General features: G+C 55.1%; 25 protein-coding genes and 1 tRNA gene. 17 read left to right on the top strand and 9 right to left on the bottom strand.

Going from position 1 to position 21,874, the window contains the following annotated elements:
• Positions 1–3: 3 nt before the first annotated feature.
• From AC2FHW_RS00755 to AC2FHW_RS00740, 4 genes are all read right to left on the bottom strand, one after another.
• Positions 4–879, bottom strand: coding sequence for a branched-chain amino acid ABC transporter permease (locus tag AC2FHW_RS00755; RefSeq protein WP_496821309.1), 876 nt, complete (start codon positions 877–879; stop codon positions 4–6).
• A 74-nt stretch (positions 880–953) separates the two neighbouring features.
• Positions 954–1,982, bottom strand: coding sequence for a zinc-binding dehydrogenase (locus tag AC2FHW_RS00750; protein WP_496728242.1), 1,029 nt, complete (start codon positions 1,980–1,982; stop codon positions 954–956).
• 201 nt (positions 1,983–2,183) lie between these two features.
• The gene (locus tag AC2FHW_RS00745) at positions 2,184–2,705 is read right to left on the bottom strand and encodes a hypothetical protein (protein WP_281972111.1); all 522 of its coding nucleotides are present in this window, start codon (positions 2,703–2,705) and stop codon (positions 2,184–2,186) included.
• A 344-nt stretch (positions 2,706–3,049) separates the two neighbouring features.
• Positions 3,050–3,139: transfer RNA gene (locus AC2FHW_RS00740), tRNA-Ser, on the bottom strand.
• 183 nt (positions 3,140–3,322) lie between these two features.
• On the opposite strand from AC2FHW_RS00740, the gene AC2FHW_RS00735 reads away from it, so the two are divergent.
• The 9 genes from AC2FHW_RS00735 to AC2FHW_RS00695 all read left to right on the top strand — a co-directional run bounded on the left by AC2FHW_RS00735 (position 3,323) and on the right by AC2FHW_RS00695 (position 10,699).
• Positions 3,323–4,105, top strand: a complete 783-nt coding sequence (locus tag AC2FHW_RS00735; RefSeq protein WP_281972398.1) for a DUF2059 domain-containing protein — start codon at positions 3,323–3,325, stop codon at positions 4,103–4,105.
• Complete coding sequence (locus tag AC2FHW_RS00730) at positions 4,105–4,902, top strand: DUF2059 domain-containing protein (protein WP_142633840.1); 798 nt, start codon at positions 4,105–4,107, stop codon at positions 4,900–4,902. The genes AC2FHW_RS00735 and AC2FHW_RS00730 overlap by 1 nt, the downstream gene beginning before the upstream one ends.
• 209 nt (positions 4,903–5,111) lie before the next feature.
• Positions 5,112–5,729, top strand: a complete 618-nt coding sequence (locus AC2FHW_RS00725) for a 50S ribosomal protein L21 (protein ID WP_271947092.1) — start codon at positions 5,112–5,114, stop codon at positions 5,727–5,729.
• Between the two features lie 11 nt (positions 5,730–5,740).
• Positions 5,741–6,010: a 50S ribosomal protein L27 gene (gene rpmA / locus AC2FHW_RS00720; protein WP_120635433.1), complete on the top strand. Its 270-nt coding sequence runs from the start codon at positions 5,741–5,743 to the stop codon at positions 6,008–6,010.
• Positions 6,011–6,103: 93 nt separating this feature from the next.
• Entirely contained in the window at positions 6,104–6,712 is a 609-nt protein-coding gene (locus tag AC2FHW_RS00715) for a LysE family translocator (RefSeq protein WP_271947094.1), read from the top strand.
• Positions 6,709–7,245 (top strand): GNAT family N-acetyltransferase, encoded by a 537-nt coding sequence (locus AC2FHW_RS00710; RefSeq protein WP_142633834.1) that lies wholly within the window; start codon positions 6,709–6,711, stop codon positions 7,243–7,245. Before AC2FHW_RS00715 ends, AC2FHW_RS00710 begins: the two co-directional genes overlap by 4 nt.
• A gap of 37 nt (positions 7,246–7,282) precedes the next feature.
• Positions 7,283–8,317: a GTPase ObgE gene (obgE, locus tag AC2FHW_RS00705; RefSeq protein WP_496821308.1), complete on the top strand. Its 1,035-nt coding sequence runs from the start codon at positions 7,283–7,285 to the stop codon at positions 8,315–8,317.
• Positions 8,305–9,411, top strand: a complete 1,107-nt coding sequence (gene proB, locus AC2FHW_RS00700; RefSeq protein ID WP_496821307.1) for a glutamate 5-kinase — start codon at positions 8,305–8,307, stop codon at positions 9,409–9,411. Before obgE ends, proB begins: the two co-directional genes overlap by 13 nt.
• A gap of 25 nt (positions 9,412–9,436) precedes the next feature.
• Complete coding sequence (locus AC2FHW_RS00695) at positions 9,437–10,699, top strand: glutamate-5-semialdehyde dehydrogenase (protein ID WP_271947099.1); 1,263 nt, start codon at positions 9,437–9,439, stop codon at positions 10,697–10,699.
• On the opposite strand, the gene AC2FHW_RS00690 is transcribed toward AC2FHW_RS00695, so the two are convergent.
• On the bottom strand, positions 10,696–11,292 hold the full coding sequence (locus AC2FHW_RS00690; RefSeq protein ID WP_271947100.1) for a histidine phosphotransferase family protein: 597 nt from the start codon (positions 11,290–11,292) through the stop codon (positions 10,696–10,698). The two genes, AC2FHW_RS00695 and AC2FHW_RS00690, sit on opposite strands and share 4 nt — an antisense overlap.
• 42 nt (positions 11,293–11,334) lie before the next feature.
• On the opposite strand from AC2FHW_RS00690, the gene AC2FHW_RS00685 reads away from it, so the two are divergent.
• The 5 genes from AC2FHW_RS00685 to tsf all read left to right on the top strand — a co-directional run bounded on the left by AC2FHW_RS00685 (position 11,335) and on the right by tsf (position 15,123).
• Positions 11,335–11,517 (top strand): DUF3553 domain-containing protein, encoded by a 183-nt coding sequence (locus tag AC2FHW_RS00685; protein ID WP_008756567.1) that lies wholly within the window; start codon positions 11,335–11,337, stop codon positions 11,515–11,517.
• Positions 11,518–11,614: 97 nt separating this feature from the next.
• On the top strand, positions 11,615–12,370 hold the full coding sequence (olsB, locus tag AC2FHW_RS00680) for an L-ornithine N(alpha)-acyltransferase (RefSeq protein WP_496675580.1): 756 nt from the start codon (positions 11,615–11,617) through the stop codon (positions 12,368–12,370).
• 4 nt (positions 12,371–12,374) lie between these two features.
• Positions 12,375–13,211: a lyso-ornithine lipid O-acyltransferase gene (gene olsA / locus AC2FHW_RS00675; RefSeq protein ID WP_496821388.1), complete on the top strand. Its 837-nt coding sequence runs from the start codon at positions 12,375–12,377 to the stop codon at positions 13,209–13,211.
• Positions 13,212–13,378: 167 nt separating this feature from the next.
• The gene (gene rpsB, locus AC2FHW_RS00670; RefSeq protein WP_142633821.1) at positions 13,379–14,170 is read left to right on the top strand and encodes a 30S ribosomal protein S2; all 792 of its coding nucleotides are present in this window, start codon (positions 13,379–13,381) and stop codon (positions 14,168–14,170) included.
• 77 nt (positions 14,171–14,247) lie between these two features.
• Positions 14,248–15,123, top strand: coding sequence for a translation elongation factor Ts (gene tsf / locus AC2FHW_RS00665; protein WP_142633819.1), 876 nt, complete (start codon positions 14,248–14,250; stop codon positions 15,121–15,123).
• Positions 15,124–15,517: 394 nt separating this feature from the next.
• On the opposite strand, the gene AC2FHW_RS00660 is transcribed toward tsf, so the two are convergent.
• From AC2FHW_RS00660 to AC2FHW_RS00650, 3 genes are all read right to left on the bottom strand, one after another.
• Entirely contained in the window at positions 15,518–16,273 is a 756-nt protein-coding gene (locus AC2FHW_RS00660) for a LuxR family transcriptional regulator (RefSeq protein WP_142633818.1), read from the bottom strand.
• Between the two features lie 5 nt (positions 16,274–16,278).
• On the bottom strand, positions 16,279–16,719 hold the full coding sequence (aroQ, locus tag AC2FHW_RS00655; protein WP_271947108.1) for a type II 3-dehydroquinate dehydratase: 441 nt from the start codon (positions 16,717–16,719) through the stop codon (positions 16,279–16,281).
• Positions 16,720–16,819: 100 nt separating this feature from the next.
• Complete coding sequence (locus tag AC2FHW_RS00650; protein ID WP_496821306.1) at positions 16,820–17,815, bottom strand: NADPH:quinone oxidoreductase family protein; 996 nt, start codon at positions 17,813–17,815, stop codon at positions 16,820–16,822.
• A 151-nt stretch (positions 17,816–17,966) separates the two neighbouring features.
• On the opposite strand from AC2FHW_RS00650, the gene AC2FHW_RS00645 reads away from it, so the two are divergent.
• Positions 17,967–18,785, top strand: a complete 819-nt coding sequence (locus AC2FHW_RS00645) for an SDR family NAD(P)-dependent oxidoreductase (RefSeq protein ID WP_271947112.1) — start codon at positions 17,967–17,969, stop codon at positions 18,783–18,785.
• 25 nt (positions 18,786–18,810) lie between these two features.
• Positions 18,811–19,836 carry a phosphotransferase family protein gene (locus AC2FHW_RS00640; RefSeq protein WP_271947114.1) on the top strand — a complete coding sequence of 342 codons (1,026 nt, stop codon included), beginning with the start codon at positions 18,811–18,813 and terminating at the stop codon, positions 19,834–19,836.
• 6 nt (positions 19,837–19,842) lie between these two features.
• Here the strand turns inward: AC2FHW_RS00640 and AC2FHW_RS00635 are convergent, their stop codons facing one another.
• Complete coding sequence (locus tag AC2FHW_RS00635; RefSeq protein WP_496675600.1) at positions 19,843–20,454, bottom strand: 2-hydroxychromene-2-carboxylate isomerase; 612 nt, start codon at positions 20,452–20,454, stop codon at positions 19,843–19,845.
• A gap of 183 nt (positions 20,455–20,637) precedes the next feature.
• Between AC2FHW_RS00635 and AC2FHW_RS00630 the strand changes: the two genes are divergently transcribed.
• Positions 20,638–21,855: a serine hydrolase domain-containing protein gene (locus AC2FHW_RS00630; RefSeq protein ID WP_271947118.1), complete on the top strand. Its 1,218-nt coding sequence runs from the start codon at positions 20,638–20,640 to the stop codon at positions 21,853–21,855.
• Positions 21,856–21,874 lie beyond the last annotated feature (19 nt).

Genomic DNA, 21,874 nt, shown 5'->3' with positions numbered 1-21,874 from the left:
CGCTTAAACCTTTTTGACCCTAACTTGGCTGAACAGCCCATTGGGGCGAAAGATCAGGACAGCCAACAACAGCGCATAAGGTGCAATCTGACTGTACCCAGCAGCGATATACCGACTGGCAAACGGTTCGATTACGCCAACGATCAAACCTCCGGCCAATGCTCCAGGTAAACTTCCGAATCCGCCAATGACCGCAGCGGCGAAGGCCTTAATGCCCAGAAGTCCGGTTGCCGGGTCCACGGATCCTTTGGCGGCAAACAAAATGCCTGCGATACCCGCAACCATGCCGGCCAACGCCCAGATGAAACCCTGCACGCGTTTTACCGGGATTCCCATATAATAGGCCGCCAGCTGATTTTGTGAGGCACCCTGCATTGCAAGCCCAAGCTTGGTGCGACTGAAGAACTGGTACAGCCCCCAGGTCAGCAGAAGGGTAACGACAATAACCGCCACGTCCTCCATCCCCAGTACAAGGCCACCAAAACGCACTTCTTTTCCGGCCAGTGGATTCTGCAGCGTCTGCGGTTCGTGCCCCCAAATCAGACCAGCGACAAATCGGATTACAAAGCCCAGGGCGATGGTCAGAATGACCACAGCCGTCTGGCTTTCCCCGAAAAGTCGCCGAATGATCAACCGGTCCAGTAAGTACCCCAGCACGCCCATGATCCCCAACGAGATCGGCAAGGCCAGCCAAAAAGGCAGCCCCATATATTCGGCATTTGTAAGCCCGATGGTAACAAAGGCGCCCAGCATCATGAGGTCACCCTGTGCGAAGTTCACTGCCTCAGTCGCCTTGTAAATCAGAACAAATCCGAGCGCGATCAGCCCATAGACACAGCCATTCGCCAGCCCGCTAATCAGCAGCTGCGCATTATCCAAACTCACCTCCCTATACCGGTTGCTCCGGGTTCATTTAGATCCCGGGCCTCCTCCTTAGCCCGGGGTTTGTACTACTATGGCGTGATAATTACCTTTCCGTCACTCTTTTGCAGTGCATCAACCAGTCCGGACATAACATTTTTTAATGTAAGCTTTTCTGAAACATCTGTTTTCCAACGCCTGTCCGCAAAACGGGCCTGAACCTCGGCAACGACACGTACCACATCTTCGCGAGGCGTCGCTGTCATCCATTGTGTCAGCCAAAACCCTTCGATTTTCTTACCCATAAAGATGAGCTGTCCCGTCTGCGTTAGTTTGGGCAGTTCAGGGCTGAGCTTGCCATAACACACCCAGCGCGCACCTTTCGGCATCGCACAGAAAATCTGTTCGGAAATCTGGTCGGCGACGGCATCCAAAAAGACCCGAGGTTTAAGCTGTTTGCTAAGCGCTGCGAATTTCTGCAGCATGTCGGGGTCTGATGTTACCAGCACGTCATGCGCGCCCAGCTCTTTCAGTGCAGCAACGGTCTCAGCGCGTCTCACGATCGCAATCGGCTTGAGCCCAAGATCGCGACCGAGGCTGCACATAAGCTTGCCCAACTGACTGGTTGCGGCAGATACGATAAAAGCATCTCCGGCCTGACGCGCCAGATCGACCATCGCCATGGCCGTCATCGGGTTCACAATCTGTGCTGACCCATCGTCATCCGAGATATCCGGGCGCAGTGGAATACACATTTGTGCATCGGTCAGAGCGTACTCGGCCCAGGCACCGGAATGAGTGGCCATGAATGCCACGCGCTGTCCCTGCAAACCCTCGGCACCGGCACCGGTGGCGACGACGTCTCCACATCCCTCAAATCCGGCCGGAGATCCCTTTACCCTAGGCTGCCCGTATTCACCCTTGATAAAATGCAGGTCGGACGGATTAACCGATGATGCCCTCAGGCGGATCAGAACCTGTCCTGCGCCCGGCTCGGGCACAGGCATTTCCGTTTCGGCCAGCCAATCAGACGCATTTTGGATGCTGGGACTAGTGGCTTTGCCCGAATACCCATCATGAGTTTGAACGATCGCAAACATGGAAGAGGGAAGGGGGGTCATGAACGTACCTTTTCTGAACGATTGGAAACTGTCGGGTCCTGCTTGACTGCATCGAACCAACTATTTCGAAAATAATGGCCATGATCGACATCAACCGTGGCATATGTGTTCAGATCAGCCAAGCAAATGGCCAAAGGCGCGTCAATCGAACTATTCTTTGACGTAGGGAAAGACCGCCTGTTTCGGCGGTCTTTCTAATTCTTACTGACCAGTCAACAGGGCCTGAAGTTCCTGAATTTTCAGCGCGATTGTTGCAGGTGAGGCTTTGATATCATCGAGAATACCAACCGCTTTTACCTTCAGTTCTTCTGCCAGTGTGCTTTCCTGAACTGAGGCCACCATGGCGTCATAGTCAAAGTTATCAACACTCATAGCGCCGCTCTCAACCCAGGAATTCAGCAGCTCTTGCCCCTGGTTGGTGAGGGCAGCGACCTCTTCTCCAGCCTGATCAGCCAGCTCAGTCGCTGTTTCACCAGCTTGAGTGGCTAAGTCAGACGCGGCTTCGCTGGACTGTTCGACGATTTCAGCCGCCTGTTCCGTAACGGAAGACGCAGCTTCGCCAGCCTGTTCGGTAACCGATTCTACGGCTTCGGACACGGCGTTTCCGGTTTCTTCAGCGGCGGCTTGCGGCTGTTCGACCGGAGCGGCAGGTTGATTCAGATAGTAATAGATTGCGGCGCCAACGCCGGCGACGACGACCCCTAGCAAGATTATACGCGACATGGGATTCTCCTTTGAAATATGTGTCGCCGAGATGGGGGGAAACTAGCGGACTGGAAAGGGGAATTCGTGGAACATCCTCTCAGAACAAGGGATTGAGCCAGTGTACGCCGATCTGGGCCGATCCCATGGCAATAACACGCCAACGTTGAACAACCAGTGGCCGAGATGCCATTGTTGTCAACCGACCCACAGGGTCGCACAAATGCCTGTTCAGCAGGGAAGCACAGAAACTAAGAATTCTCGTAGGAACGCGCGCAAAGCGAATAAGGCGACAAAGGCCTGCATTTCAGGTGCTTGAGCTAAATTCCGGAAAGCTGGTTACCAATCATGCGCTGAATGGCTGATGGCGGAGAGACAGGGATTCGAACCCTGGGTGGGCTTGCACCCACAACGGTTTTCGAGACCGCCCCGTTCGACCACTCCGGCACCTCTCCGCGGGGGTCTGTGAGGGGGGGATTTAGTGATGAACACCCGGGGGTGCAAGCAGAAAGTTTCATAATTTATCAATCCCAGGATTTTCCGTTGCCAGATGCCGCAAAACCCCTAGGCTTCTGTACATGAGACATTTTACGCACCACATCACCACCGCCCTTTCGCTGTTTCTTTTCACAGTATTCATGCTGCCAATCCCGGCATCCGCTGCCGGGCGCGATAGGATCGAGGCATTCTTGACCACGACCGGTTTCGACGTTGCCCTTGAAAGTATTGCTCTGGCCTCGGCCTCGGCACCTCAGATGTTGGGTTTTGACCCCGATGGATTCGGGTCGGACTGGGCGCGGCTGACCGAAGAAGTTTTCGATACCAAAGACATGCATGAAACTGCAGTTTCGATTTTAGAGCAGACGCTCAGCGATCAGGCGCTGAATCACGCGGTAGAATTCTATGCATCAGATCTGGGTCAAAGACTGGTCTCTGCTGAAAACGCTTCCCATCTGATCGAGGATGACGAAGCGAAACAACAGCAGGGGCAAGAGATAGTCGCTCACCTTGTCCGGGAAGGCTCTCAACGTGTTGAGAGTCTAAAAAGGATGAACACTGCCATCGACTCAAGCGGTACTTCTTTGCGCGCCCTTCAGGAAATACAAATCCGGTTCCTCCTCGCCGCCAGCGCTTCAGGTGTGATCGAACTGCAGTTGGATGCAGATGAATTGCGCGCAATGATGAAACAGAACGAAACCGGGATGCGACAGGCCTTACAGCTCTCCGCACTTGCCGGTGCTGCTTATACCTATCAGGATTTCTCGGATGCGGATGTCATCACCTATGTCGAAGCGTTGGAACAGCCTCTAATGCAGGAAGTCTACGAACTTTTGAACGCCATTCAGTATGAGATAATGGCTATGAAATTCGAAGTCCTGGCAACCAAAATGGCCGAGCTTCACCCCGCACAGGACATCTGATGCGCATTCTGATCGTTTTTGCCCTGATCTTCTGGGCCACATCATCCGGCGCCGTGGAAAAAGCGGATCGGCTGGCGCAGGCAATGCGTCTGGAGAACCTGATCGAAATTCTCCTGTCCGAAGGCGGAAAGATGAGCCAAGAGATGGACGCCACTTTGTTGGATGGCAACGGTGGTGCTCTGTTCGAAACTCGGGTCGAGGCGATTTATGATCCCGATTGGATGTATGATCAGTTGGTCCAGGGATTCCGGCAAAGCCTGGATGAAGTGCATTTGGAACGCGCCATCGCCTTTTTTGAAAGCGATCTTGGCCAGACCATCGTTTCCCTTGAGAATTCCGCACGGCTTGCATTTGTTGATCCGGCAATCGAAGACTTGGCAAAACAGGCCTATTTCGAAAACACCAAAGCCAGCATGCAGTTCAAACTGGTCGAAGAGTACATACTGGCCAACGACCTGATCCAACAGAACGTGCGGAGCGCTTTGAGCGCGGATTACAACTTTTTCAGGGGGATAAATGACGGCCAGGTTCTCGATAACAGCGACCTTCTGGACAACCTTCTGCTGCAAAAGGACGGGATCGAGCAAGAGACAGAAACCTGGCTGTATTCCTTTCTGTTGATGGCCTATAACCCTCTGAGCAACGCCCAGATGCGCAAGAACATCGCGTTTTCTCGAACGGATACAGGGCAAGCGCTGAACAGCTCACTGTTCGAGAGCTTCGACAGTATGTATGATCAGATCTATTACGATCTGGGAAAGGCGGTTGCGGCTGTCTTACAGGGCTCTGATCTTTAGTCGCCATTTCATGTTGACTTTCCCCTGCAATCTTTGGATAAGCGCCCATCCCGGCCGGAATCTCCGCGCCGGGTATCGTTATTGTTGACCCAAGGGGCTGATCCATGGGTCATTCACACAGCCCGAAAAGGGCGCGCTGTTCGAGGTGGCTGAGGCCGAAAACACCCGCAAGGGGACCACAGAACGCGGGTTAGACAAAGGAAAGACGCATGTTTGCGGTCCTCAAGACTGGCGGCAAGCAGTACAAGGTTCAGGCGGGTGATATCCTCCGTGTTGAAAAATTGGCTGCCGACGCAGGTGAAAAAGTTCAATTCAACGATGTTCTGATGCTGGGCGGTGACGCTCCGGTTGTTGGTGCACCGTTTGTAGATGGTGCAGCCGTTCAGGCCGACGTGATCGAACAGATCAAGGGTGACAAGGTCATCAACTTCGTCAAGCGCCGTCGTAAGCACAGCTCGAAGCGTACCGTTGGCCACCGTCAGAAGCTGACTCTGGTCAAGATCACCGACATCCTGTCGTCGGGCGCTGACAAGTCGGGCATCAAAGCTGCAACCGGTTCTGCACCGGCAGGCGAAGCTGCACCCGCAGCAAAAAAGCCCGCCAAGAAAGCAGAAGCCAAAGCAGAGGCACCCGCCGCTGTTGCTGCTGCAGACGATCTGACCGCGCTGAACGGTGTCGGCCCAGCCGCTGCCAAAAAGCTGAACGAGGCCGGTATCGAGAGCTTTGCCGCTCTGGCCGCCTTGTCGGACGAGCAGATTGCTGCTATCGAAACGGTCAAAGTGAAGCCCGAATGGGTTGAGCAGGCCAAAGAGCTTGCTAAAGGCTAAGGAGAGAGAGAATGGCACATAAAAAAGCTGGCGGTTCCTCCCGTAACGGTCGCGACTCAGCTGGTCGCCGCCTTGGCGTGAAACTGTATGGTGGCCAGGCCGCCATTTCAGGCAACATCATCGTGCGTCAGCGCGGCACCAAGTTCTGGCCGGGCGAAGGCGTAGGCATTGGCAAAGATCACACCATCTTTGCAACTGTTGATGGCGCTGTGAAGTTCCACAAAGGCCTCAAAAACCGCACCTTTATTTCGGTCCTGCCAGTGGCGGAGGCCGCAGAGTAAGCCGAAACCCATAAGGTTTGAAAATTCTTGGGGGACCGGCAGAAAATGCCGGTCCCTTTTCTCGTTTTAACGCAGGTTCGATCAAACAGTCCGATGACAGTCGCAACCACCAGTTTCCTGATCTTTGCCGCCAGTCAGGTCGGCACGCCGGGACCGGCCAATATGGTCCTGCTGGGAACCGGTGCGCGTTACGGGTTTCGGGCAGCGCTGCCTTTTGTGGGCGGCGTCATTCTGGGCAAGCAGCTAATCATCTGGCCGGTGGGCTTTGGATTGCTGCAATTGGCGGATCAGGCGCCGGCGGTGTTTGCTGTTCTGAAATACGCCTCGGCGGCCTATATCATGTGGCTGGCCTGGAAGATCGCCAACACGCGGCTGTCCCGGCAAGAGGCTGATGGCGCAGCGCCAGGGTTTCTGGCTGGATTGATTGTTCATCCGCTCAATCCCAAGGCCTGGGCCATGATCGTTGCGGGGTTCACGGGGTTTGTCGCCATCGGAACACCAACTTTTGAGGCAACGCTCGCAATCGCGGCTTGTTTGTTGATTTGTCAGGTGATTCTTCACCCAATCTGGACATTTGCCGGGGATAGAATTGCCCACGCGGTTGAAGGTCGGCCGATGGAAAAATATCTGATGTGGACGTTAGCAGGTCTCACTGTTGCGTCTGTACTTTTTGTGTTGTTCGGAGGAGGAACGCACCTATGAAACTTGAGACGATCATAAACCAGCCGGTCATAGAAACCGAGCGGTTCGATCTGCGCCCTCTGCGCCGGTCGGATCTGGGTCTCATCGAACATTATGCCGGAGATGAGCGGGTTGCGCGTATGACGACAAGGATTGCGCATCCTTTGCCGCCCGGCGCGGTTGAGGCCTTTGTGACCCGGTCCATGGCCGAAGACCGCAGCGAGGATGTCTGGGCGATGGACGCGACCAAGGATGGCGGTCCGGAGCTGATAGGCCTAATCTCTCTGGAACGCCTGGATCGCAACCAATCCGAGGTCGGCTATTGGGTGGCTCCTGTCTATTGGAACACCGGGATCGCATCTCTGGCGGTCGAAGCACTGGTTGTCGCCAATCCGCTTGAAAACACGTCGATGTTCGCAAGCGTATTTCAGGACAATCCAGCCTCAGCCAGGGTGCTGACGCATTGTGGTTTCGAATACCTGGGTGATGCCGAAATCTATTCAGTGGCGCGTGATGCGAACGTGCCCACTTGGACATACAGTAAAAAACTCTGACTTGTGGCCGGTGGGGCCTTTGCAGTAGGGGACAGTCATGAAATTTCTCGATCTTGCAAAGGTCTACATCCGGTCCGGGGCCGGCGGTGGCGGCTGCGTCAGTTTTCGGCGCGAAAAGTACATTGAATACGGCGGTCCCGATGGCGGCGACGGCGGTAAAGGTGGCTCTGTCTGGGTCGAAGTTGTGGATGGGTTGAATACCCTGATCGACTTTCGCTACCAGCAGCATTTCTTTGCCAAGAACGGTCAGCCTGGCCGAGGGCAGCAGCGCACCGGAAAAGATGGTGATGACATCATTCTGCGCGTCCCGGTCGGCACTGAGATCCTGGACGAAGACGAAGAAACCGTCATCTGCGATCTGACAGAGGTGGGCCAAAGGGTCCTTCTGGCCAAGGGCGGCAATGGCGGTTTTGGCAACCTGCACTTCAAATCGGCCACCAACCAGGCCCCTCGTCGGGCTAATCCGGGTCAGGCAGGTATCGACCGCACGATCTGGCTGCGCCTGAAACTGATTGCCGATGTCGGCCTGTTGGGGATGCCTAATGCTGGCAAATCGACCTTTCTTGCTGCGACATCGAACGCACGCCCCAAAATTGCCGATTACCCCTTTACCACCTTGCACCCCAATTTGGGCGTGGTGGGTGTCGACAATGTGGAATTCGTGGTGGCCGACATCCCCGGTCTGATCGAGGGCGCACATGAAGGACGCGGGATCGGAGACCGCTTTCTGGGCCACGTCGAACGCTGCGCGGTATTGCTGCATCTGGTCGATGGCACTTCCGAGACAGTGGCCGAAGACTACCGTACGATCATTCACGAGCTCGAAGCCTATGGTGGAGAATTGGCCGATAAGCCTCGCATCACTGTGCTGAACAAGGTCGACGCCTTGGATGACGAGGAACGAGAGTCGGCAAAATCCGAGCTAGAAGGGGCCGTTGGTGGCTCTGTGATGGCCATGTCAGGTGTCGCGCATCTTGGCGTAACCGACGTCCTGCGGGCCTTGCGAAGTCAGATCGACGATGACCGCGTGCGCCAGAAACCCGCCGAGGAGGAACTGCCTTGGCAACCCTGACCGCAGCCAAACGCCTAGTGGTCAAGATCGGATCCGCCTTGCTGGTGGATCGGAACACAGGGTTGTTGCGCTCGGACTGGTTACATTCGCTTGCTCAGGACGTCGCATGGCTGAAGGGGCAGGGGACCGACGTCATTCTGGTCTCATCGGGGTCAATCGCGTTGGGGCGTGGCGTTTTGGGTCTGCCCATGGCCACGCTTCCGTTGGAACAGTCTCAAGCCGCCGCCGCTGTCGGGCAAATCCGGCTGGCCCGCGCCTATGAAGAAGCGCTGACGCCTCACAAGATTACCACTGCACAAGTGCTCGTTACGCTGGAGGATAGCGCGGATCGTCGCCGCTATCTGAATTCACGCGCCACCTTGGAAACGCTGCTGGGGCTTGGAGTCGTTCCGATTGTCAACGAAAACGATACAGTGGCCACGGATGAGATCCGGTATGGAGACAATGATCGTCTGGCCGCTCAGATCGCCGTCACAGTTGGTGCGGATCAGCTGATCCTGCTGTCAGATGTTGATGGGTTCTATTCGGCCAATCCAAATGAGGATGCCTCGGCCAGGCGGTATGACGTCATCGAAGACATCACGCCCGAGATTGAGGCGATGGCGGGTGATGCCGGTTCCGGCCTATCAAAGGGCGGGATGAAGACCAAACTGTTGGCGGGAAAAATGGCCACGGCTGCTGGTTGCGACATGGCGATCACCGAAGGCTCCCCTCTGAACCCGTTGAAAACGCTTGAAAACGGCGCGAACTGTACATGGTTCATCGCGACAGTTGACCCGCATGCCGCACGCAAACGCTGGATTTCAGCGATGAAACCCCGGGGTGAGATAGTTGTAGACGCGGGGGCCGCGCGGGCGCTGAGCAATGGCAAAAGCCTGTTGCCAGCAGGAATAGTCGAAGTGTCCGGAGATTTCGGGCGCGGTGATCCTGTTTCGATCATGGACCCACAGGCGCGACGGCTTGCGCAGGGGCTCAGCCGCTATACCGCGCAAGAAGCAGACGCTATCAAGGGGCGCAAATCGACCGAGATCGAAGCCACTCTAGGCTATCCTGGCCGCGCGGTGTTGATCCACCGCGATGATCTGGCTGTTTGACAACACTGACTGAAAGGCACCTGAGATGAAGGATTTCGACAGCATCCCCGACCTGATGACCGATCTTGGGAAACGCGCCAAGGCCGCCGCTGCCGAGCTGGCATTTGCAAGCGCCGAGCGTAAACACGCAGCCCTGATTGGGGCCGCCGAGGCTGTTTGGGCCAATCGTGAAAAGATCATTGCGGCCAATAAGAAAGATATGGAATTCGGGCGCGACAAAGGGTTGAGCCCGGCGATGATGGATCGCCTGATGCTGGATGAGGCCCGCATTCAGGGCATGGTCGACGGGCTGCGCGCCGTTGCAGAGCAGGCCGATCCTGTTGGTGAGGTTCTGACCGAATGGGACATGCCCTCGGGCCTGAACATTCAGCGCGTGCGCACGCCTCTGGGCGTGATCGGCGTGATCTATGAGAGCCGCCCGAATGTCACGGCGGATGCGGGGGCGTTGTGCCTGAAATCCGGGAACGCGGTCATCCTGCGCGGTGGATCAGAAGGCTTTCATTCCTCGTCAGCCATCCATGCCTGTTTGGTTCAGGGTCTGAAATCGGCGAACCTGCCCGAGGATGCCGTTCAGCTTATCCCAACCCGCGACCGGGCGGCGGTTCAGGAACTGCTGACCATGACCGATTATGTCGACGTAATCGTTCCCCGTGGGGGCAAAGGGCTGGTCGGGCTAGTCCAGCGCGAGGCCCGGGTCCCGGTATTTGCCCATCTGGAAGGCATTGTGCATATCTATATCGACAAGGCCGCTGATCCGCAAAAGACGCTCGATGTGGTTTTAAACGCCAAAACCCGTCGTACCGGAATCTGCGGTGCTGCCGAATGTCTGCTGATCCATCGGGATATCGCTGAAACGCTCGGACGGGATGTCATATCGGCGCTGTTGGCCGCAGGTGTCGAAGTACACGCCGAAGGTACTTTGGCCGTTGATGGCACTATCGCGGCCACTTCTGATGACTGGGGCAAAGAGTTTCTGGATAGTATCATCGCGGCCAAGCCGGTGGCTGATATCGACTCCGCCATTGCGCATATCCGCAGGTTTGGGTCGAACCATACGGATTGCATCATGACCGAGGATCCCGCTGCAGCTGCCCGTTTCTTTGAACGGCTTGATAGCGCGATCCTGATGCATAACGCCTCAACCCAATTCGCCGATGGCGGTGAGTTTGGCATGGGGGCCGAGATCGGCATCGCCACCGGAAAGATGCACGCGCGCGGCCCCGTAGGTGCGGCTCAACTGACCAGTTTTCAGTATCTGGTGCGCGGTTCAGGGACTGTTCGGTCTTAAAACCGGATTTCGACGCGGGTTGAGGCCGTATCGGTCGCGACCCGCCGTCCAATCGACGATGCGGATTCAGGCAGCAGCGCAAATTGAACCTGCGCAGGGGTGACCTTGTTGGTAAACCGTCCGCTGGGCAGGTTCTTCCATAGCTCGGCTTCCAGCTTCAATTTGTCCGCGGTCCCTGTCACAGACCAGTTCTTCCCGTCGTTTACGATCGTTACATCCCCGCCAAATGGCATCGCGCTTTCGCAGCACATCAACGCCAGAAAGGCCAGTTTCACCTGATTACGCGGTACCGCTTCGGTCAGGTTCCAGTTGACGCGAACACGACCTGCGCGTTCGACATCATTCAACAGCTCTAAAACCTCGGCCCGCCCAAGGGGATGATCGCTGGCCGACCCAAAAGCGACCCTGAAAAAGCGGATACGTGCGCCGGCGCTGCCGACACTTCCCGCGATCAGTTCCATCTCGGGGCCTTGCACCGCGCCAACCATTTCAAGCAGCTCCAAGCCGTTGGTGATCGCCCCGATCGGGCTGATCAGATCGTGGCAGATCCGCGAGCCGATCAGTTCGGCCAGGTTGACGTCCAAGTCGCTCATGCGTACCTCCTGCTGTATCTGCCACCGGACCGGAGCCCCTTGATGACAGATCTGAATGCCATTCTTGCACCGGGCATGTATGTCCGCCACCCCGATTTCCCCGATTGGGGCGTTGGACAGGTACAATCCAACATCGCAGGTAAGATCACCGTAAACTTCCGCGAGCAGGGAAAAGTGGTAATCGACGGGACACGCATCGCCCTGATGCCGGTCTTTGATCCGTGAAACTGGTTTAAGAAAGGTTAACGTTTGATCGAAGCGCTCTATGTTGCCATTCCCCTGAAACCTGCGGTATCAGCGCGGAAACAACACGGAACCTCTGATGCCGGACGCAGGCCCTTCTTTCACCGTCAAACTCGCCGAAAATGACACCGAATTGCAGGCTGCACAGCGGTTACGCTATGACGTGTTCATACGTGAACTGGGCGGCGGTGGAGAAATGGTCGACCACGATGCCGGGCTGGAGCGCGACAGGTTCGATCCCTATTTCGATCATATGTTGGCGATTGACGATCAATCTGGAAAAGTTGTTGGCGTTTACAGGCTGTTACCAGGTGATCGTGCTTCTGAAATCGGACAGTTCTATTCCGAAGATGAATACGATCTTTCCATCTTGAAACAAGGCGGACGCAAGCTGTTGGAGTTGGGACGTTCATGTCTACATCCCGATTATCGCGGCGGCACAGCAATGTATCACCTGTGGAATGGCTTGGCCGCCTATGTCGCCGAGCGCGAGATTGAGGTCTTGTTCGGCGTCGCCAGTTTCCACGGCACCGATCCTCAAGCTCTGGCTCAGCCTTTGTCCATGTTACATCACAATCACCTTGCGCCTCCGGACCTTCGGGTTCGGGCTCAGCCCGAAGTGTTCCAGCCCATGGATATGCTGGATAGCGATAAACTGGATCGGCGCGCAGCGATGGTGCAGGTTCCAGCACTGATAAAAGCATACCTGCGTCTCGGCGGGTTTGTGGGCGAGGGTGCCTTTATCGACCATATGTTCAATACCACCGATGTTTGCCTTATCCTCGACACGGCGCGGATGAATGAGCGACAACGGCGCATCTATGGCGGAGCGTAACGTGATGAGTGACGCCTCTTGGCACAGTGAAGACGCACCTGACCCAATCAATCTGGGGGTCTGCGGATGGCTATTGGTCTTCCTTCGGGGTTTACCACTTGCTGTATTTGTATTCAGCGGGCTGATTGTCCTGCTGATCCTTCGCATGATCGAGCGCCCGCTCTATGGGGTTCACCGTCCGGTCACGCCCTTCATCACGCAGTTCGTATGCCGTAATGCGTTCCGGATTCTCGGGATTAGCTACCGTACAACCGGCGAGCTTATGACCCAGCGTGGTGCGGTTGTTGCGAACCATTCCTCGTGGCTTGATATTTTTGCGCTGAATGCCCGTAAAAGAATCTATTTTGTCTCGAAGGCCGAGGTAGCCAAATGGCCCGGTATAGGCTGGCTGGCGCGAGCGACAGGTACTGTTTTCATCGAGCGCGACCGCAAGAAGGCACGCGAACAGACACTTCTGTTTCAGGAGCGCCTGACAACCGGTCACAAGCTTCTGTTTTTTCCAGAGGGTACGTCGACCGACGGTCTACGAATTTTACCATTTAAAACAACACTTTTTGCAGCATTCTTCACCGAAGATCTACGCGATTTCATGTATGTTCAACCGGTGTCGGTCGTTTACCATGCACCTAAGGGTGAGCCTGACCGGTTTTATGGCTGGTGGGGTGACATGGATTTTGCACCGCATCTGTTAAAAACTTTGGGAGCACGTCGCCAAGGTGGCGTAGAGCTAATTTATCATTCGCCAGCCAAGGTCAGCGACTTTGAGAACCGAAAGGCCCTGGCCGCCTATTGCGAAGATACCGTGCGTCAGGCGCACAGCCTTGCGCGGCTTGAAAAATAGGGCGATTGGCCCTTGCACTGCCTGAAAACCTGCCGTATACGCGCGCCATTCAAACCCGCAGGCGGGGTTTGGGCTTTATAAGGGAGACATCCTTATCTGGCCCGCCGGTTGGAGCATCCGCTTCTTTCACCCCCGCCGAGGCGTAAACCGGAAAAAGGAAATAAAGCATGGCTCTTCCCGAGTTCTCCATGCGTCAGCTGTTGGAAGCTGGCGTTCACTTTGGTCACCAGACACAGCGTTGGAATCCCCGCATGGGCCCGTTCATCTACGGCTCGCGCAATGGCATCCACATCATGGACCTGACCCAGACCGTTCCGATGCTGGACCAGGCTCTGCAGGCTGTTCGTGACACTGTTGCCAAGGGCGGCCGCATTCTGTTCGTAGGCACCAAGCGTCAGGCCGCAGGCCCAATCGCCGAAGCAGCTGAAAAGTCAGCCCAGTACTACATGAACCACCGCTGGCTGGGCGGCACCCTGACCAACTGGAAAACCGTTTCCCAGTCGATCAACCGTCTGAACCAGATTGACGAAGCCATGGAATCGGGCGCCGAAGGCCTGACCAAGAAAGAGCGTCTGGGCATGGAACGTGACCAGGGCAAACTGCAGGCTTCGTTGGGCGGTATCCGCGAAATGGGCGGCGTCCCGGACCTGCTGTTCGTCATCGACGTCAAAAAAGAAGCACTGGCCATCGCCGAAGCCAACAAGCTGGGTATCCCGGTCGTGGCAGTTGTCGACACCAACTGCTCGCCCGATGGTGTCGATTACATCATCCCTGGCAACGATGACGCAGCCCGCGCGATCTCGCTGTACTGCGATCTGGCAGCACGTGCCGCTCTGGACGGCATGACCGCTCAGATGGGTGCAGCAGGCGTTGATCTTGGCGCATTCGAAGAAGCACCGGTTGAAGAAGTCGTTGCGGAAGAAGCACCCGCAGCAGCAGAAACACCTGCCGAAGCGTAAGCTGCCCGTCACGTAAATGACATCTGGGGCAGGGTATGACCTGCCCCAATTCCGTTTGAATTGAGGAGAGCCAAAAGATGGCAATCACAGCAGCAATGGTAAAAGAACTGCGCGACACCACTGGCGCAGGCATGATGGACGCGAAAAAAGCGCTGACCGAAACCGGCGGCAACATGGACGAAGCCGTTGATTGGCTGCGCACCAAAGGCTTGGCCAAAGCGGCCAAGAAATCGGGTCGTACCGCGGCGGAAGGTCTGGTTGCCGTTCACGTAAACGGCAACAATGGTGTTGCAGTTGAAGTGAACTCGGAAACCGACTTCGTCGGGAAAAACGCCGAATTCCAGGAAATGGTTGGTAAGATCGCATATGCCGCAGAAGGCGTCGACAATGTCGAAGCTCTGCTGGCAGCTGATCTGGGTGGCAAAACCGTTGCGGAAACGCTGACCGACAAGATCGCCACCATCGGTGAGAACATGTCGGTGCGCCGTATGTCAAAACTGTCGGGCGACACTGTTGTATCTTACGTCCATAACGCAGCCACCAACGGCATGGGCAAGATCGGCGTTCTGGTCGCTCTGACCGGCGGTGACGAAGCCATCGGCAAGCAGATTGCGATGCATATCGCGGCTGTGAACCCGGCAGCTCTGTCCGAGGCAGACATGGACCCGGCGATCGTCGAAAAAGAAAAGCAGGTCCAGATGGACATCGCGCGCGAATCCGGCAAGCCGGAGCAGGTCATCGAAAAGATGATCGTTGGTCGCATGAAGAAGTTCGTCGCTGAATCGACCCTGTTGAACCAGCAGTTCGTTGTAAACCCTGACCTGACCGTTGAGGCCGCTGCCAAAGAAGCAGGCGCGACTGTCACCGGATTCGTGCGTCTGGAAGTTGGCGAAGGCATCGTTGTCGAAAAAGAAGACTTTGCTGCTGAAGTTGCAAAAGCAGTTCAGGGCTAAGCATCACAGGCCCTGAACAGGGCCTGTATCGATCAGAGAAACCGGGTACGCCATGCGTATCCGGTTTTTCTTTGCCCTTAGTGTAGAAATGATGCCAAGAAACGAAAAAGGACGCCGAAAGCGTCCACAAGTTAAACCTAGTTTGAATGAGGGGCCCCGCAAAGATGGGGATGGACGAGGCCCCCCAAAATTCCGACAAAGAGACGCGGACAAATAGGCGCCCTATTGTCAGAGCGATCGGAGAGCTTTGTTATTGCAAAGATCCGACCAAATGTTCCCAGGCTAAAGCCACCACTCACGGAACAATACCACTTTGCAACTTTAGCGTTAGATTCGGAAAGTCATGTTTTCCTTACCCTAGGTAAATTGACGCATATTCGCGTCACTCCCTGAGTCAAACCCCAACGATGAACATCTGATTTTGAAGAGATGCTTTCAAAACTGCCTGCGCCGTTGTCTCGACTACGAGGGCCTCGCGCGCCAGACGCAGATGCTTTTCGACAGTGGCCGAAGTCAGCCCCATCAGAATCGCAATGTCCTGAGTTGTTTTGCCGTCGCCGACCCACTCAAGCGCCTCACGCTGACGTTTTGTCAGGGCGCGATTTGGTGCGTTATAGGGCAGGGTGAGGATTTTCAGATGAGCAACGTTGTTCATCAGAAGAATATCCTGGCCAAATTCCTCCCAGACAGCGTCCACATCGTCTTGTGTACGCGATCCATGCGCTGAAAGCGAAATTGCCCCTTTCGACCGAACCGAAACCGAGTCGAAACTGACCGTATAGCCGGCGACGACACCTTTGGTTTTGTTGAACTCGATGACGTCTCGCTCTTTTGCGGTCAGGGTGCCATCAGTCATCAGATCCTGGGCGATCCTCCAGCTTGCGGCCCCTTCATTATGCAAAGCCCATTTCAGCATTGGAGCATGGAAATACAACCCGCCTCCCAGAAACCCATCCAGGTAATCTTTGCTGTGATTGGTCAGGATTACAAAATCCTCGGGATCCCCCAGCGACGTTTCGGTGCGATATCGCGTATATCCGTACAGCAAACGATCGAACCCATATTCTGCCATTTGCCGGCAATGGGCATCCCAGAGCTCTTCCAGGGTTTTGGTATAGCTGAGGAAATTCAGATACTCAGAAAGCTTCATAGCGATCATTCACCCTGTAAATGGGACCGCAACGCATCCAGCGCCAGCACATATCCCTGCGGGCCCAATCCGCAAATCATGCCTACAGCCACACGTGAGATATAGGATCGGTGTCGAAACTCCTCACGCGCGTGGATATTAGACAAATGAACCTCGATGACCGGCAGCTCAACCGAGGCGATTGCGTCCATCAGGGCAATCGAGCTGTGCGTATAGGCACCTGCGTTCAAAACAATGCCGTCCTGCACACCTTTGGCGGCATGAATGGCATCAATCAACGCGCCTTCGTGGTTGGATTGGAAATGAATCACTTCCATCCCGATAGACTTACCGTGTTCGAGGCACATATCCTCGACCATTTGCAGCGTTGTGCTTCCGTAAACCTCGGGCTGTCGCGTGCCCAGCAGATTGAGGTTCGGACCATTCAGAATAAGAGCTTTATGCATTGTTATACTGTCCCCATAACAAGGTTCTTAAACGTGAACAGGTAGAGATGTCCACCGAACCTGGATCATGCGTCAGAACCGCGGCCATTAGGACACGAGGCTATGCCATGGTCACGACAATCTTCCCAAGGGCCTTTCGGCTGGCCAAAAGCTCTAGCGCTTCTTGCGCTTGGTCCAGAGGGAACTGCGCGCTGATCTGTGGTTTGATCTGACCTTTGGCATATAACCCGAACAAATCTTTCATGTTTTTGCCATGTCCCTTCGGGTCGCGAAACACCGAGGCGCCCCAGAAAACACCGACAATTTGACAACCCTTAAGCAGAGGGAGGTTCAATGGTATCTGAGGGATTCCGGCTGGGAAACCGATGACCAGGAATCGCCCCTTCCACCCCAAGCTGCGCAGCGCTGGCTCTGAATAGGCACCGCCAACGGCATCGTAGACGACATCAACGCCCTGACTACCGGCTAAGGCCTTGATGTCCGATCCAAAGGCCTTCTGCGCCGGTTTGTCCATGTCGCGCGCGTAAATGATCGTTTCGTCCGCCCCGATCTGACGACAGAAATCTGCTTTGTCCTGCGATGAGACTGCCGCAATAACCCGAGCCCCCATGGCATTAGCTAGCTCAATCGCAGCCGTACCAACTCCGCCTGCTGCACCCAGAATCAGGACCGTTTCCCTTTGTTGCAGCGCAGCGCGGTCCTTCAGTGCGTGATATGAGGTGCCATAGGTGAAGATAAAGCTCGCCGCGTCTTCAAATGGCATTGAGCTCGGGAATTTAACAGCTGTCGCCGCTTTGACCGCCAGATGTGTGGCAAAACCTCCGTGTCCGGTCAGGGCCAGCACACGGTCGCCAACGTTAAAGCCCGAAACACCTTCGCCCAACCCGATAACCTCGCCAGCGATCTCACCTCCGGGGGCAAACGGTCTTGGTGGCTTTATCTGATACAGGTCGCGTATCATCAGTGTATCCGGGAAATTAACGCCTGCGGCCCGCACGCGAACAAGCAATTCGCCCTTGCCCGGCGACGGATCGGGCAGGGTGGTCAGTTCCAATGTCTCCGGCCCGCCCGGAGCGACGCTGAGTAAGGCTTGCATGTTTACGCTAATGTCCCTGTTATTCGGTAAGGAGGAACTTTTGGCCTACTGTTCTGAGTTGTCAAGAAACCACCCGGCACAACCGGGTTAGGCGTTACTCTTGACCGACAAATGAGACAGTTTGCCAAAATCAAAAACCGAGGAGCAGGTCATGACCCCCGAAACTCTTTTCTCATTGCAGGGCAAAACCGCTCTGGTCACGGGTGGGGCCACCGGAATTGGCCGAATGGCGGCCGAGGCGCTGGTCCGGGCGGGTGCACGTGTACTGTTGGCATCTCGTAAAGGTGACGCGTGCGAGGCGGTCGCGGCCGAATTGAACGCACTGGGCGCCACAGGAACCGCCGAAGGGTTTGCCGGTGATGTCGGATCAAAAGAGGGTGTCGGCAATCTGGTGGCCGAAGTGCTCAAGCGCACGGACCGGCTGGATATCCTCATGAACAATGCCGGTGTTTCCTGGGGCGCACCGATGGGTCAGTTTCCCTACGAAGCCTGGGAAAAAGTCATGTCGATCAATGTGACAGGAATATTCGAACTGACCCAAAAACTGTTGCCGATTCTGATGTCTTCCGGGACTGCCGAAGATCCATCCCGCATCGTCAATGTTGGATCGGTTATGGGCGAAGTTCCTATGGGCGACGGTGCGTATAGCTACTCTGCCTCAAAGGCGGCTGTGCTGCATCTAACCAAAATCATGGCCAAAGAACTTGCTCCGCATCACATCACCGTCAATGCGCTGGCACCTGGACCCTTTGTCTCTCGGATGACGGCATTTGCCACATCTGACGAAGGGACGCGCAAGAAAGTCGGCAAATCCGTGCCCTTGGGTCGCGTTGGACGTGACGAGGATATCGCAGGCTGTATGCTGTTCCTGTGCGGTCTGGGCGGCAGCTATGTCACAGGCGCGGTGATCCCGGTTTCGGGCGGGATCAATGTTGTCACCGCCGGCAACATCTTTGCTGAAGCACTCTGAAGCATCGGCCAAGGGGAGCCACGAAATGGACAACGCAATTCTGGATCTGAAACGCGTCGATGCCTATCTCGGCACGCATCTCAAAAGGTATCGGGGTCCGTTGGAGGCGAAAAAATTCGAGGTTGGCCAATCAAACCCAACTTTTGAGTTAAAAACGCCTGAGAATTCCTATGTCCTGCGCCGCAAGCCGCCGGGAGTGTTGCTGAAATCCGCCCATGCCGTTGACCGCGAGTTCAGGGTTCAAAGTGCTCTGGCCGACAGCGATGTGCCTGTACCCAAAATGCTGCTGCTTTGCGAGGATGATGACGTCATCGGGTCGGCGTTTTATGTGATGGAGCATCTCGATGGCAGGACTTTTCTTGAACCCACAATGCTTGGTGAAAGAACCGAAACCCGCACGGCAATTATCGACGAGATGAACCGCGTTCTGGCGGCGCTGCATAAGGTCGACATCGATTCTGTTGGTCTGTCCGACTATGGCCCGCCGGGAAGCTATTTTGAGCGTCAGATCGGGCGGTGGACGAAACAATTTCGGGCGTCCGAAACCACTCAGATTCCGGATATGGATGCCTTGATCGAGGCTTTGACCAACGCAACCCCCAAGGATGATGGTCAGAGAACGCTGGTTCACGGCGATTACCGCATCGACAATCTGATGTTCGAAAAGCAGGGCACACGCTGTCTGGGCGTACTGGATTGGGAATTGTCGACAATCGGGCATCCCTTTGCCGATCTCGCAGCCGTTATCATGCAATGGCAGATGCCACCTGGAAAAGAGGGGCGGGGTCTGGCTGGCATAGACCGGTCCTCGCTCGGCCTGCCATCCGATCAGGCTTTCATTGATCAATACTGCGAGCGCCGCGACCTTCCTGGAATTGATAACTTTGGTTTCTATCTGGCGTTCAATTTCTTCCGAATGGCCGCGATCTTGCAGGGTGTTTATAAGCGGGCGCTTGACGGAAACGCCTCTGATCCGAAAAGAGCTCAGATTTTTGGTAGTTACGTTCCTAAGTTTGCACAACGAGGGCTGACTGCATTGGGCCGAGGGTGAAACCACCTAGGGCGTATGAAATCTCGACAATTCAAGCTCAAGGTTGGCCAGGCTGTTTTTGCCAAAGAACATCTCAGTATCAACAAACATGCTGGGGACACCGAAAACACCTCGCTTGACCATAGCCTTGGTTTGGTTTTTCAGGTTTTGCTTTACGTTCAGATTGGTCATGGCCTCGCGCAGTTTTCGTATAGGCAAGCCGTTATCCTGAAGAATGTCGCAAAGGACACCCAGATCATCCACTTTTTGGCCGTGCACCCAAATAGCATCAAATATGGACGCTATATATCTGTTTTCCCATGGTTTACCGGATGCTAACAAAGCCCCGCGCATGGCGAATTTGGTGTTCATCGGGAAATGTGGGCTCATATGAAAGCTCAACCCACGGTGACGCGCAAAGCGATGGAGATCGCGGGTCAAATAGGCCGTCTTCTGCCGGTTCTCTGAAAAAGCCTTAAACGGGCTTTGGTTATTGGTGGCTTTGAAAACAGTGGCCAGCAGAACCGGAACATATGTAACACCGACTTCGTGCTTTGCAGCGATATCAGATATCATCTTCTGCGCGAGGAAGGCGTTCGGACTACAAAAATCATAAACAAATTCTATATGTTGCGGCATATTTCTCCTCCATCAGGCGAGAGTCGAACCGGACACGAATCTATCTGCGACCACATTAGCAGGCAAAACCCTTTTGGCGTACAGGGACATCGTTGGATTGAGGTGATTTAGCTGTCCTTTTTCCGCTTAACCCCGCAATATCCGGGAAAGATACGTTAATTTCTCAAAGTTGAGCACACACAGATGAAGTTCGAACAAGCCCGGCTAGATCGTATTTGCGATTGGATGCAATCCTATGTGGATGATCGCAAATATGCCGGAAGCTCATTCTTGATGATGCATCAGGGCAGGGAGGTTCTGTTTCATTCCTGCGGGCTTAGAAGCGTTGAGAACAATCTGCCATTCGAGCGGGATACCGTCGTTCGCATCTATTCGATGACCAAGCCGATAACCACTGCGGCCCTGATGATCCTTGTCGAACGAGGTGAGGTTCACCTCGGCGCTCAAGTGTCTGAATATATATCTGATTTCACCGCAACACAGGCGCTGGTACCCGGCGCCACAAGGTTGGATCAGATCGAACCTGCACCTGCACCAACGCTTCATCAGCTGCTGACCCATACAAGTGGCCTGAGCTATCCTTTCAACCCCGGAATCCTGGCATCGGCAATGGACGAACTTGATCTTGTTTTCGGCCCTAAAGAAGGGTCTTTAGCCGAAAGAGTATCTTTGCTGTCCACTTTGCCTTTCGCCTTTCAGCCGGGAACGCAATGGGAATATTCGGTGGGGATAGACGTTATTGGTCGCGTGATAGAAGTTATTTCTAGCCAATCTCTGGAGCATTTCCTTGCGGAAGAGATTTTCAAACCTCTTGGCATGTCCCAGACCGGGTTCAGGGTTCCGGCGGGAGCAGGGGATCGGTTTGCCTCGCTCTATACGCCTTTGGCGGGCAATGCGATGGCTCTAAACGAAGCCCGTACGGGTGAGCAGACATTGCGTCTGGTCGACAATGCCGAAGCATCGCCCTTTGAATCGGCAACAATGTACTCTGGGGGCGGAGGGTTGGTTTCAACCATTGATGACTTTGCTAGATTTTCAGAGATGCTCCGAAATCGCGGAAGGTTCGGTGATCAACAGATTCTTGCACCAAAAACTGTAGAATTCATGCTTCACAACCACTTACCCGGCGATATTGCCTCGATGGGACCGCAGAGTTTTGCGGAACAACCCATGGAGGGCATGGGCTTTGGCCTTGGTGGCGCTGTCATCATTAACCCCGGCAGAACCTGTGTTCCGAGCAGCATGGGGGATTTCAGCTGGGGTGGTATGGCATCGACCTTCTTTTGGGTTGATCGTCAGAACGATTTTACAGCGATTTTTTTCACCCAACTGTCACCATCCAGCTCTTATCCCTCCCGCGCAGAATTGAAGGCGCTCACCCTCGGGTCAATCATTGAATGACATTCGGCGCGCTGATACC

The sequence above is a fragment of the Ruegeria sp. YTSA108 genome, assembly GCF_059610185.1.
Note: the sequence above shows the minus strand (reverse complement) of the source record. Positions and strands in the feature narration are given on the sequence as shown.